Origin of the sequence: Clostridium sp. UBA3061 (genome assembly GCF_002367465.1) — a bacterium.
Taxonomy (GTDB): domain Bacteria; phylum Bacillota; class Clostridia; order Clostridiales; family Clostridiaceae; genus Clostridium_J; species Clostridium_J sulfidigenes.
In genome coordinates, this window is sequence record NZ_DFCF01000022.1 from 1 (window position 1) to 13,500 (window position 13,500).

Below are 13,500 nucleotides of genomic sequence, written 5' to 3' on the forward strand. Positions count from 1 at the left end.
GATCCCCCGGTGAGCCACCAATATTATAAATATGCTGAATTAGATATGAGCTAAATTAAAGCAGGCAAGTATAATGTGATTCAGTTATTTTTATGTCTAAAAATGAAATTTTGATTATGCGGGAGTGGCTCAGTGGTAGAGCGTCACCTTGCCAAGGTGAACGTCGCGAGTTCGAATCTCGTCTTCCGCTCCAATATGCGGGTGTAACTCAATGGTAGAGTGCTAGCCTTCCAAGCTAGTTACGAGGGTTCGATTCCCTTCACCCGCTCCAAATATGGTGGATGTAGTTCAGTTGGTAGAGCGCCAGATTGTGGTTCTGGTTGTCGTGGGTTCGAGTCCCATCCTCCACCCCAGATAATATAGATAAGAAAACCTTCTGTTTTTATAAACAGGAGGTTTTCTTATTATTTAATATAAAAATAATATCATGCTAAAGTTATTTTAATCATAGTATAATTAAAATAAAGATATAGATAAATACTTATAAAATCAAATAATTAGTAACATATTAGAATTATAAGTGGATAAATTCTAAGGAATTTTAGCTTATTTGTGGATAAATATTATATTTATATAAAATGTTATATAAATTTTAAATAAACATGGAGGATAAAAATATGATTTTTGATAAAGAAACTAGGGTTGTTGAATTTGTAAGAAGACCTAATAGATTTCAAGGATATGTAATAATAGATGGTAAAGAAGAGTTGGTGCATGTACCTAATACGGGAAGATGTAGAGAAATTCTAATTCCAGGATGCAATGTATTAATAAGAACAGAGAATGGAGCTAATAGAAAGACTAGATTTAGCCTAATTGGTGGATATAAAAATGGAAAGTTAATAAACATAGATTCTCAAGCTCCAAATAAAATTGTAGAAGAAGCATTAATAAATAAGAAGATTAAGGGCTTAGAAAGTTATACGACTATATGTAGGGAAAAAACTTTTGGTAATAGCAGATTTGATTTTAAGTTAACTAATGAAAGTGGAAAAGAATATTACTTAGAGGTTAAAGGAGTAACTTTAGAGGAAAATGGACATAGTATGTTTCCAGATGCGCCTACGGACAGAGGTCGTAAACATCTTTTAGAGTTAATAGAGGTGAAAAATTCAGGTAGAGGTGCAGGAGTTATATTTTTAATTCAAATGGATAATATAAGTACTTTTAAACCAAATGACAAAATGGATAAGGCATTTGCAGATGCATTAAGGTTTGCTAAAGGTAATGGAGTTGATGTATTTGCCTATGAGTGTAGTTTAGGTGAAAACTTTATAGAGCTTACTAAACCAGTAGACGTTTTAGTATCCATTTAGATATGTAATAGAAGAGTGAATTACTATTTAAAATTCAAAAGCTATAAAGCCTAATATTATGATAATATAATAATGTAATCAGATATCTAAACAATTTCTAAAACATAATATTTTCCTTTTCATGGCTCAACGTTCATATGTTGGGCTTTTTTAAAGAGATTTTGTTTATGTAGAAAGTTAATTAAAATTTAAGTTAGGGGGGAGCATATGTTTTACATCGGTATAGATATAGGATCAACAGCTGCAAAGGTAGCTATATTTGAAAATGATATAATAAATAATACTTTTGTAATCCCTACAGGATGGAGTAGTTTAGAAACTGCAAAAAAAATAGAAAGTATATTAGATGATAGAGGTATAAGCAAAAAAAATAGAAAAATCATAGCTACAGGTTATGGTAGGGTATCGGTTCCCTATGCAGATAAGACTGTAACTGAGATAACGTGTCATGGTAAAGGAGCTGCTTATATATATGATGAAGATTGCACTGTAGTAGATATTGGTGGTCAGGATACCAAGGTTATAACTGTAGAAGGAGGACTTATAACGAATTTCACAATGAATGACAAGTGTTCTGCAGGAACAGGAAGATTTATAGAGATTATGGCTAATACATTAGGGGTAAATATAGATGAATTATGTAAGTTAGCAACTGATGGAAAGGATGCAAGTATAAGTTCTATGTGTACTGTATTTGCGGAATCAGAAGTTATAAGTTTAATAGGAACTGGTAGAAAGAAAGAAGATATTGCATTTGCTATTGTAGATTCAATCGTAAGTAAAGTAGCCACCATATGTGGTAAGCATTCTACTGCACAAAACTATTTTTTAACTGGTGGACTTTGCAACTGTGAATATATAGTAAATAGTTTATCTGAAAAATTAGGCTCACAGGTTAAAACAAAAGATAGTGCAAGATTTGCTGGAGCTATTGGAGCTGCTTTATTAGCTAAAAATTTAAAATAAGTATAGGTAAACTTTATTACCTATACTTATTTTTATAAAATGTGTTAAAAATTATTTTAATCTAGTTAAACTAATTTTTAATACGTCATTAGTGTAGTTTACATCCACAGAATCAGTCATCATGCCTACTAAACTTAATTCAGAAGAGGAATCATTATCTCCATTAAGAGCCCAGTAATACTCCTCAATATCTTGTCTCCTTGGCATGTTTAACTGAGATGTCAAATCATTTAGTATTTGCTCACTAATATCAGGATTTACACTGGTAAAGCTGATATAGGTAATATCACCCTTAGTATTAAAATCTATATGTAGATCACTACAGCCAATTCTAACTAAGTAACTAGTTAGCTCACTAAGTATTTTTATATTTCTTTGACGTAAGTGTTTCATAATTAATATTCCTTTCTAAATGCAGAAATTAGTGGTAGTAAGAACATACATACAAGGCCACCTGAAAAGCCATTATTATATAAAATCATTCCACCGTGTAAATATGTAATATTCATTACTAGGCAAGCATGTAATACTCCTGCAATTATTCCCCACAGCCATCCAAAAGAACCTGCAATTGGAGCTAGAGTTGTACCAAAAAGTAAACTTAGAATAACGCTAGGCGAGTTTATTTCCCAAATATTAAAGAAAGTACATAATATTATACCGAACATTATAGGGATTATATTTTTTAGATGCTTACCAAAGGCTCCAAACCCAACAATAGTTAATATACCACCTAAAGTTGGACCATTCAAGTCACCATTTACTAAAACAACTAAAAACATTGAAAAGAGTCCTAGAATCCCCATATTTATTAAAGTAATTCCTTCACCAAAAATAAGATAAAAATCTGTAAGCAATCTACCAGAATATCTCGTTATTTTTGTAATGTTTTTAAAGCTATTACCATTATAGTAAAAACCCAAAGTTATCATAGCTAAAAATATCATTGAAAATAATATAATAAAAGGAACATTATTGCCTGTAGACCATATAATTCTACTTTCAAAGTCAATACCAAAAGCTCTAAGTAAAGACATTAATACTGTACCTATTAATCCTGCAGCTAGGCCTACATTATAAAGGCTATATCCTTGATGTATTCTCATACAAGCAGAAGCTAAGGGTGGAAGTAAAAAACCTATTACTATACTAATAAGGATACCTATCATAACAGATAGATAAAGAGGTATTGTAGTAGTACCAATTAGTTGAATTAAAGCTGGAGATAAGGTTGTTCCAAAAAGTGCAGTAACTATATAATTGGAGAATGGTTCCTTTTGAAATCTGGAGTACAACCAAATACCAAATATAATAGGCCAGATATTTAAAATGTTTTTACCGAAAAGGGAAAAACCACTTACTGTAAATACACCTGCAATTATAGTTCCTGAGGGTTTAACGTTTAAAAAAATTAGCATTATTACATAAAATATAATCAAAAGTGCACAGTTTATGAAAGTTGCACCAACACCGCCAATTTCCATGTAATCTGTTATGAGTATATCTGGGTTTAAGATTATATTTTTTAAGCCAATGAATATCTGATGTGGTGAGTTAAAAAGAAAAGATACTAATATTAATATTCCACTAAGACATAGAAATAGTTTATAGGGTAGTGGAATTCTAGTGGTAAAGTCTTTTATAATAATCAACTCCCTTGAATTTATTTACACTCTTCAAATAAAGGTGTATATTTTTAATATATATAAGGCTTTACTTCTATAGTATATCAACTTTTATAAGTGATAACTATAGTATTTATATTATAATTATTTTAATTTTAAGCACAAATAAGCATATATATAATATTGTTTTAAACTAGTTTAATTATGTAGATTAAACAATAACGAAATATTTTAAATTAGAAAGAGGAAATAAAAATGGTAATGGATATAGTAGTTTATAATTGTGAGAAATGTCCTGATTTTAAACAAAATAAATGTGATGGAAAGGAAGTTAATTGTATGTGTAAAAAATGTCCTAGAAACTTAGGACAATGTTTAATTGTAAGGTATTGTAGAGAAACAGAATCTGTTTTAGATTGTTTCGATTATTAAATTAAAAAGTAGGTATAAAATATATGATAATACAAAAGATATAATATTATAATACATAGGAGTGTTAAAGTAATGGTGTCCAATGAAATTAAAAGTAGAATTGCTCAAAACTGTTCATTTTATAATGAGAGATCATATTATCCAAATGAAATACTTATGCAATTAGAACAAAGTTGTAATAATTGCTCTAATTTTGTAAGAGGACATTGTGTAAAAGATATATTTGATGAAATATACGAAGAAATCAGATTGAAATAAGTATTATATTTCCAAAAACTTAATAAAAATTTAAATTATAATAATATATCCCAATATTTAATTTATTATGGTTGAGAAACCTATGGAAAAATGTTAAAATGTAATTGATTTCAAATCAGATATTGGAAATTATAAAGTTTACTTTATTTTAGGAGGGTGAATCATGCACAAGAGATTATTTATACCAGGTCCAGTTGATGTGGCACAAGACGTATTAGAAAAAATGGCTACACCAATGATAGGACACAGAAGCAAAGAGGCATCAAGAATACAAAGACAAATTAGTGATTACATGAGAGTTATATTTAATACAAAAGAAGAAATATTACTTTCAACTACTTCTGGTAGTGGGCTTATGGAAGGTGCTGTTCGTTCATGCACAGCTAAGAGAGCTGCAGTTTTTGCTGTAGGTGCTTTTGGTAAGAGATGGTATGAAATGGCTGTAGCTAACAATGTACCAGCAGATTTATATGAAGTTGAATGGGGTACACCAACAACTCCAGAGCAAGTAGATGAAGTTTTAGCCACTGGAAAATATGATTTAATAACAGTTACTCACAACGAAACTTCAACTGGTGTTATGAACCCACTAGATGAAATAGCTAAAGTAGTGAAAAAATATCCAGATGTTGTATTCTGCTTAGACACTGTAAGCTCAGCTGCAGGAACAGAATTAAAAGTAGATGAATGGGGAGTAGACATTTGTATTACTTCAACTCAAAAAGCTATTGGACTTCCTCCAGGAATGTCAATGTGTACTTTCTCTAAGAAAGCTATAGAGAGAGCAAAACAAGTTCCACATAGAGGATTATACTTAGATCTTTTATCATTATATGAATACATTCAAAAGAAAGATTATCAATATCCATCAACACCTTCATTATCTCACATGTTTGCATTAGAGTATCAACTTGATAAGATTATAAATAAAGAAGGTCTTGATAAGAGATATGCAAGACACATAGAAGGCGGAGAAATTGTTAGAGCATGGGCAAGAAAATACTTTGAAATATTACCAGATGAAAGATATATGTCTAACACTTTAACTAACATAAAGAATACTAGAAATATTGATGTTGCAGCTTTAAACAAAGCTCTAGGAGAAAGAGGATATCAAATTTCTAATGGATATGGAAAGTTAAAAGATAAGACTTTCAGAATAGCTCACATGGCAGAGACTACTCCAGCAGAAATTGAAGAATTATTAAAGAACATTAACGAAATATTAGGACTTGAATAATTAAGAAGGGGTAATTCCCTTCTTAATTTTCAAGTAATAAAGATTCATATACAAGTTTAAAATGTATAAGTTTTCAATTTATATACTTAATGTATGTGGATGAAGTTAGATTTTAAATAATTAATTATTAATTAATTTTATTTTAGGAGGGTATCGTCATGATAAGAGTATTAGTTACTGATGGCATGGAGAAAAGTGGAATACAGGTATTAAAAGATAATGGATATGAAGTTATAGAGAAATTTTATGAGCCTGAAGAATTAGGAGTAGCTTTACAAAACTTTGATGTAGTAGTAGTAAGAAGTGCTACAAAGGTTAGACAACCAATAATAGATAAAGCTTGTGAAACAGGAAGATTAAAATTAATAATCCGTGGTGGAGTAGGTGTAGATAATATAGATGTAGCATATGCTACTGAAAAAGGAATAAGAGTTGCTAACACTCCTAATTCTAGTAGTGCATCAGTTGCAGAACTTGCACTAGCTCATATGTTTGCAGTTTCTAGATTTGTAAGTACTGCAAATGTGACTATGAGAGAAGGAAAATGGGAAAAGAAAAAATATGAAGGTATTGAGTTAAGTGGAAAAACTTTAGGCTTAATAGGTTTCGGAAGAATTTCAAAATGTTTAGCTCAAAAGGCTGAAGTATTAGGAATGAAAATTATGTATACTGATATCCTTGGTAAAGCTGAAGGGTATGATAAATATGAATATGGTACTTTAGAAGAAGTATTATCTAAATCTGATTATGTATCTCTTCATATACCATTCATAAAAGAGCAAGGAGCTACAATAGGTAAAGCTCAACTTGATATTATGAAAGATGGAGCTGTACTAATTAACTGTGCTAGAGGTGGAGTTGTAGATGAAGCTGCTTTACTTGAAGCTTTAAATAGTGGAAAGTTAAGAGGAGCAGGCGTTGATGTATTTGAAGTTGAACCAACTAAGAATGAAGATCTAGTTAACCATCCAAGAGTATCAGTTACACCACACATTGGAGCAGCAACAGTAGAAGCTCAAACAAGAATAGGTGAAGAAATAGTTCAAACTATATTCGATTTCTTTAAATAATATTAATTACGTAGGAGGAAAAAATATGGCAGTTGTAAGACCTTTTAAAAGCATAAGACCAACAAAAGAGCTAGTTTCAAAAGTAGCAGCTCTTCCTTATGATGTTATGAACACAGAAGAAGCTAGGGAAATGGTTAAAGGAAACCCTTACTCTTTCTTACATGTTGATAAAGCACAAATTGATTTACCAGCAGAAACAAATCAATATGATGAAATAGTTTATAACACCGCTAGAAAAACTTTAGACAAGATGAGAGAAGATGGAACTTATATTCAAGATAATGCTCCAAGCATGTATATTTATAGACAAATCATGGATGGAAGAGTTCAAACTGGTATAGTTGGATGTACTTCTATAGATGATTATATGAATGATATAATTAAAAAACATGAGCACACTAGAGCTGAAAAAGAGCAAGATAGAATTAATCACGTTGACCATTGTAATGCAAATACAGGTCCAATTTTCTTAACATACAAAAATGTAGGAGAAATTGATGAAATAGTTGCTTCATGGACTGCTAAAGAGCCAGAATACAACTTCGTTTCCGAAGATGGAATATCTCATATTGTATGGGTTATAAATGACACTGAAACTGTAAAAAGATTAGAAGAGTTATTTAAATCAGTTAAATATCTTTATATAGCTGATGGTCACCATAGAGCTGCATCTGCTGTAAAAGTAGGTAAAATGAGAAGAGAAGCAAATCCTAGCTATACTGGAGAAGAGGAATTCAACTTTTTCCTATCAGTTATATTCCCAGCAGATGATTTATATGTAATGGATTATAACAGAGTAGTAAAAGATTTAAATGGAAATTCTAGCGAAGAATTCTTAAATAAAGTTTCTGAGAAGTTTACTGTAGAAGAGTATAAGAGAGAAGGCCAATACAGACCAGAAGGAAAAGGTTATTTTGGAATGTATTTAGATAACAAGTGGTATAAGTTAACTGCTATAGATGGAACTTATGATTCAAAAGATCCAGTTAAGAGTTTAGATGTATCTATACTACAAGAAAACCTTCTAAGACCAATACTTGCTATAGAAGATCCAAGAACAAGTGATAGAATAGATTTTGTTGGTGGAATCAGAGGTCTCAAAGAACTTGAAAGAAGAGTAGCTGAAGGAATGAAAGTTGCGTTCTCTATGAATCCAACAAGCATAGAAGAACTTATGAACATTGCTGATGCTGGAGAAGTTATGCCTCCTAAATCAACTTGGTTTGAACCAAAATTAAGAAGTGGAATCTTTGTTCATGAATTAAGCTAAGGTAAATTAAAGGTAAAACTTATTTGTATCTTATCTAAATCAAAAAAGCTAAATCTTATAAAAGTAATTATACTTTTTAAGATTTAGCTTTTTTGAGTATATAAAGTTCGAAATATAAACAGAGTTCTTAGCTTGTAATAAGCTTTAGAAATACTTAACATAAATACACAGTTGAATTATATTAGTAAAAAATATAAAATTGATATATTCAGAGAATAAAAATTTATGTATTTATTTATGATTTAAAAGAAAAAGTTAAAAATATCTTTAAGGTTATAAGGTAAATACCACATATTAAGGAGATGCAAAAATGTTACAACATTCATTATCAAGAACAGAGCTATTAATAGGAAAAGATGGTTTAAATAAATTAAAAGGCAGTAAGATTATAGTATTTGGAGTAGGTGGAGTAGGCAGCTTTACAGTAGAAGCATTAGTAAGAGCAGGTGTTGGAACTATTGTTTTAGTTGATGATGATACTATTTGTTTAACTAATTTAAATAGACAAATACATGCAACTTATGATACTGTAGGAAAAGTAAAAGTTGAGGCTATGAAAGATAGAGTTCTTTCAATTAATAAAGCATGTAATGTAATAACTCATCAAGTTTTTGTTACTAAAGAAAATATTCCAGAAATAATTAGTGATGATGTTGATTATGTTGTAGATGCTATAGATACTGTATCAGCAAAGATTGCTCTGGTAGAGTATTGTAATGAAAAGGGTATAAAAATAATCTGCTCTATGGGTACAGGAAACAAGTTTGATCCTACACAATTTAAAGTTGCAGATATATATGATACTAAAGTGTGTCCACTTGCAAAGGTTATGAGGCATGAACTTAGAAAAAGAGAGATTAAATCCCTTATGGTAGTTTACTCTGAGGAGATGCCTACAAAACCAAAACAAGATGATGTGGTTACTTGTAAAACAGGGTGTGTATGTACAGGCGGGACTAAAAAGTGTGCTATAAAAAGACAAATACCAGGGAGCATATCTTTTGTGCCACCAGTGGCAGGAATGATAATAGGTGGAGAAGTAATAAAGGACTTACTTAAAGAAAGCTAATTAAAAGGAATCTAATAAAAATCAACATTAAGTAAAACATACCTTTAGCAGAGTGTAATTGCTTATTTAAGTTTATAATATAAAAATCCGTCAGTATAATACTTGACGGATTCTTATTTTAAAAATTATGTTTATCCGATAATTACTTGAACCGATACTTCTATTTTTTATGAAAGGTAAAGCAATTACGACTATTGATAACAATTTCTAAAGAGCAAAGCTCTAAGAATTCAGCTTATTTAGCTAATTTATATAATGCTAAGGCATAAATTTCTGTAGCTTTAACTAAATCATGCATAGTTATAAATTCATTTGGTTGATGTTCTGTCTTTTCTGAGGTAGGGAATACCATACCAAAGGCTACACAGTTATCTATAGCTCTAGCATAAGTAGCTCCACCAGATGATTCTGGTATTCCATCATATCCTGTTTCTTCATCATAGACTTCTTTCAATGTTTTAATTAAGAAATGGTCTGCAGGAACATATATGGATTCCATCCAGTCGAACTCATTATATTCTAAATCATATTCTAAAGCTTTTGCCTTTAATGGATTAACTATATCTTCTTTTTTATAGGTAACAGGAATTCTAATATCTAAAGATATAGTTTCTATATCTTCATTTAAATCAATTTTACCTACATTTACAGTTAGTTTTCCAGATACATCTTCACATTTTGGTATGAGATTTTTAATTGCAACATCTTCACCAATTACATTTGCTATAAATTTTATTGAGTTAGATGATGAGCCCATTTGTTCTAAAGCTATAGCTAGTCTAGAAATAGCATTAATCCCCTCAGCACTATCTGCAGAGTGAACACCTTTTCCAATAACAGAAATAGAGTTTTCATTTAAAATATATTTATAATTTAAACTGTTTAATACATTTTTAAGAGAATTAATTTCTTCTGCAGTTCCTGTATATGTAGCGTTATCAGGAACAGAATTAAATGCATTTCCTGCACTTAAAGTTAAATTAGAACTCTTTTTACAAGTTAAAGTAGATTGAAGTAATCCTTTTTCTGCATTTATACAGAAGAATTCACTATCGGGAGTTATTCCCATAGCAGGAATTTCTTCACCATTCTCTTTATATTTATTAATACCTCTCCAAAGATTTTCTTCATCTGTTCCAAATATAAATCTTATTCTTTTATTTAATTTGATTCCTAAGTCCAATAAAGCTTTTACTGCATATATGCAAGCTATAGTAGGACCTTTATCATCTTGAGTTCCTCTTCCATATATTTTATCATCAACTATAGTTAATTCGTATGGAGGGTATGTCCAAGAATTCAAATCTCCTTCAGGAACTACATCTAAGTGGCCAAGAACTCCAACTAATTCAGGGCCCTGGCCAACCTCTGCATAACCATAGTAACCATCCTTATCATAGTAAGTTTTAAAGCCTAAAGACTCACATAAATTTAAGGTGCTTTTTAGACAATCGTCTATATTTTTACCAAATGGATAATTAGGGTTATCCTCGTCTATAACGCTTCTAAAACTTACAGCTTCTTTTATAGAGTCTATGAGTTCAGGTATTAACTCATTAACTCTTTCTTTTATTTCTTCTTTTTTCATCATGAGACTATCCCCTTTCATTTTAGATAAGCTTTACATATTGTTGACACATATGAAATTAAGGAAATATATCCTATAGTTTAAATTAAACATAGATGATAACATATGTCAATATTACAGTAGGTTAATATATCAGCCATTCTTGATTTGAATACTTGTCTATTATTCTTATTCATATTTATATCTTTTTTATATTAATTAATGAATTAATATATACAATAGTATATTTTTGTTAGGATAATTACTTTACTTAATAGCTATAAAAAATAAAGGATTCAATTCAATAAAAACATATATTAATTATGATATAATATCATTGAAAAAGGAGTGATGTTAGTGAAGAAAAACCAAAGTTTTGCCATAACAATATTTATATTTATTATTATGGCTGTAATTGCTATAGTCGATAACACTAAGGGAATATTTGTCCCTGTATTTAAAGAGACTTTTAATACAAATAATACAAGTATGGGCATGCTCTTATCGGTATGTTCTTTAGGATACATAATATTTACTTATATAGGTGGACTACTATGTGAAAAATTTGGACAAAGAAATGTAATCTGTACGGGGCTTTTCACTATTATAGCCTCTGTTTTAATAGTAGCTTTCTCTAAAACTTATACAATACTATTAATTGGAATGTTTTTAATAAACATGGGTATTGCTTTTGTAATGATTGGAGTAAATACGCTAATACCAGCTCTATTTATTACATTCCAAGCAATAATGATGAATTCAGCTCATTGTTTTTATGGATTTGGATCTACGGTAGGACAATTTGCTATTGGAAACATTTTAGACAATGGAGTAAGTTGGAGAAGTGTATTCTTTAGAATAGCAATGATTTTTATTGTAGTATTAATAATATTTTTCTTTATAAAAATCCCTAATTTTAATATAACTAAAAAAGAAAATAAATTTAATATAGCTATAGCTTTTAAAGAAAAGTATATGTATATCTATGCTATAGCATTAGGAACATACGTGTTTGCAGAAATGGGAATGTCTAATTGGATAGTTAATTTCCTCATGGAAAGTTATAACTATACTAGCAGTAGTGGAGCTATGTTTTTGTCAGCCTTTTTCTTTTTACTTACTATAGGTAGATTATTAGGTGGGTTTGTAGCTGAAAAGTTAGGATACTTACAATCAGTTTTATATTCTTTACTAATTGCATGTGTATTATTAATAATTGCTCTAATTGTTGGACATAATGCTCTCATTTTAATATGTGTAACAGGACTATTCTTTGCAATCGCATATCCTACAGTAGTAGCTACTATTAGTAAGGTTTTTAAAGATAATAGTTCATATATAACAGGATTAATTTTAACATTATCAAGCACTATAAGTATGATTCTAAATCTTATTATGGGAAGATTAAATGATATTATAGGGACAGCAAAAACTTTTTATTTAATACCAATAAGCTTGAGTATTTCTATCTTGTTTGTATTTCTAATATATAGAGGAAATTATAGTATTTTTAAAAGGGGAGGTAATGAAGTTGAGCAGTGAAAGGGAAGTAAGTATTAGTAATGCAACTGATGAAGCAAATAAATATATAATAAGAGATTCATCTGGAATTATAGTAGGAAGATTTATAATCTTAGATTTAGACCATGAGAATAAAGGTGTAATTATAAAATTAAAGTTTTATAAAAGTGGAAGAGATGCTAATAAAACATTACAAGATGCCCTAAAGTTGATGCTAAATAACTTAATAAAAAGCAAAGGTCTTCATAAAGTTAATATTATATGTGATGAAAAAATAAGTTTAACTCCTTTTACAAACTTAGGATTTCAATTAGAAGGATATATATCAGATAGTATTATAACAAATTTTAAATATGAAGGTAGTTTATTATTTGGAATAGTAGAAGAAGAATTTTATAATAATTCATATAAGAAGGAGCTAGAAATTCAAGGAAATAAAATAAGTATAAGAGTTCTTAATTCTGATGATGCAAGTGATTTATTAGAGTATTATACGAGAAATAAGGACTTTCTATCAAAGTTTGAACCGCACAGAGATGAAGAATTTTATACAGTAGAAGTTCAAAAGCAATCTTTAATAGAGAATTACAAAGAATTTATTAAGGGTGAAGGAGCTCACTTTGGAATATATAAAGCAGAGAAGATGATAGGAAGAATACGTATATATAATATAGTCCACGGTGTATTTAAGAGTGCATTTATAGGATACTCTATGGACGAACAGTATCAGGGAAATGGATATATGAAAGAAGCTGTTAGTTTAGTTGTAACATATGCCTATGAAGAATTAGGACTTCATAGAATAGAAGCAACAACTTTAGTTGATAATGAAAAGTCACAAAGAGTTTTAAAGGCATGTGGATTTAATGAACTAGGTATATGTAAAGAATATCTACACATAAATGGAAAGTGGAGAGATCATGTTATATTTTATAAAAATAATAAATAATTTTAATTTAGGAACTAATTAGTTTAATTCAAATATAATTTGTTATACACCATCCATATTAAAGGTGGTGTATTTTTATTTATTTAAGTGTATAACTTTTTTAGGAACGTGGTATTCGAGTTTATCACCTATATGTTGGAACTTTATATAGGTTACCTTTTATATAGTTAACTATTTAGCTATTTAACTAGTCAACTAGTTGTTTTATTCATGCGGG

General features: G+C 29.6%; 13 protein-coding genes and 3 tRNA genes. 13 read left to right on the forward strand and 3 right to left on the reverse strand.

The features are described from left to right. Positions 1–118 precede the first annotated feature (118 nt). The 5 genes from B2P65_RS16260 to B2P65_RS16280 all read left to right on the forward strand — a co-directional run bounded on the left by B2P65_RS16260 (position 119) and on the right by B2P65_RS16280 (position 2,282). Positions 119–193: transfer RNA gene (locus B2P65_RS16260), tRNA-Gly, on the forward strand. A 4-nt stretch (positions 194–197) separates the two neighbouring features. Further along, positions 198–271: transfer RNA gene (locus B2P65_RS16265), tRNA-Gly, on the forward strand. A 6-nt stretch (positions 272–277) separates the two neighbouring features. Next, a tRNA-His gene (locus tag B2P65_RS16270) sits at positions 278–353 on the forward strand. Positions 354–617: 264 nt separating this feature from the next. Then, positions 618–1,316, forward strand: a complete 699-nt coding sequence (sfsA, locus tag B2P65_RS16275; protein ID WP_346876371.1) for a DNA/RNA nuclease SfsA — start codon at positions 618–620, stop codon at positions 1,314–1,316. 207 nt (positions 1,317–1,523) lie between these two features. Continuing rightward, complete coding sequence (locus B2P65_RS16280; protein WP_346849293.1) at positions 1,524–2,282, forward strand: acyl-CoA dehydratase activase; 759 nt, start codon at positions 1,524–1,526, stop codon at positions 2,280–2,282. A gap of 51 nt (positions 2,283–2,333) precedes the next feature. Here the strand turns inward: B2P65_RS16280 and B2P65_RS16285 are convergent, their stop codons facing one another. Next, a complete protein-coding gene (locus B2P65_RS16285) occupies positions 2,334–2,675 on the reverse strand; it encodes a hypothetical protein (RefSeq protein WP_035135210.1) in 342 nt (113 codons plus the stop codon). A gap of 2 nt (positions 2,676–2,677) precedes the next feature. After that, positions 2,678–3,934 (reverse strand): DUF1576 domain-containing protein, encoded by a 1,257-nt coding sequence (locus tag B2P65_RS16290; protein ID WP_346876372.1) that lies wholly within the window; start codon positions 3,932–3,934, stop codon positions 2,678–2,680. Between the two features lie 228 nt (positions 3,935–4,162). Between B2P65_RS16290 and B2P65_RS16295 the strand changes: the two genes are divergently transcribed. The 6 genes from B2P65_RS16295 to B2P65_RS16320 all read left to right on the forward strand — a co-directional run bounded on the left by B2P65_RS16295 (position 4,163) and on the right by B2P65_RS16320 (position 9,246). Then, positions 4,163–4,339, forward strand: a complete 177-nt coding sequence (locus B2P65_RS16295; RefSeq protein ID WP_167403159.1) for a hypothetical protein — start codon at positions 4,163–4,165, stop codon at positions 4,337–4,339. 72 nt (positions 4,340–4,411) lie between these two features. Next, entirely contained in the window at positions 4,412–4,597 is a 186-nt protein-coding gene (locus B2P65_RS16300) for a hypothetical protein (protein WP_035135212.1), read from the forward strand. A gap of 163 nt (positions 4,598–4,760) precedes the next feature. Further along, complete coding sequence (locus tag B2P65_RS16305; RefSeq protein WP_035135214.1) at positions 4,761–5,837, forward strand: pyridoxal-phosphate-dependent aminotransferase family protein; 1,077 nt, start codon at positions 4,761–4,763, stop codon at positions 5,835–5,837. 158 nt (positions 5,838–5,995) lie between these two features. Continuing rightward, entirely contained in the window at positions 5,996–6,907 is a 912-nt protein-coding gene (locus tag B2P65_RS16310; protein WP_346880517.1) for a D-2-hydroxyacid dehydrogenase, read from the forward strand. A 25-nt stretch (positions 6,908–6,932) separates the two neighbouring features. Further along, entirely contained in the window at positions 6,933–8,177 is a 1,245-nt protein-coding gene (locus B2P65_RS16315) for a DUF1015 domain-containing protein (RefSeq protein ID WP_346849294.1), read from the forward strand. 310 nt (positions 8,178–8,487) lie between these two features. After that, positions 8,488–9,246, forward strand: a complete 759-nt coding sequence (locus B2P65_RS16320; protein ID WP_346849295.1) for a tRNA threonylcarbamoyladenosine dehydratase — start codon at positions 8,488–8,490, stop codon at positions 9,244–9,246. 235 nt (positions 9,247–9,481) lie between these two features. Here the strand turns inward: B2P65_RS16320 and B2P65_RS16325 are convergent, their stop codons facing one another. Beyond that, positions 9,482–10,837, reverse strand: a complete 1,356-nt coding sequence (locus B2P65_RS16325) for a M20 family metallopeptidase (protein ID WP_346849296.1) — start codon at positions 10,835–10,837, stop codon at positions 9,482–9,484. A 333-nt stretch (positions 10,838–11,170) separates the two neighbouring features. On the opposite strand from B2P65_RS16325, the gene B2P65_RS16330 reads away from it, so the two are divergent. Next, the gene (locus B2P65_RS16330) at positions 11,171–12,355 is read left to right on the forward strand and encodes an MFS transporter (RefSeq protein ID WP_346880518.1); all 1,185 of its coding nucleotides are present in this window, start codon (positions 11,171–11,173) and stop codon (positions 12,353–12,355) included. Further along, on the forward strand, positions 12,339–13,283 hold the full coding sequence (locus B2P65_RS16335) for a GNAT family N-acetyltransferase (RefSeq protein ID WP_414632257.1): 945 nt from the start codon (positions 12,339–12,341) through the stop codon (positions 13,281–13,283). Before B2P65_RS16330 ends, B2P65_RS16335 begins: the two co-directional genes overlap by 17 nt. Positions 13,284–13,500 lie beyond the last annotated feature (217 nt).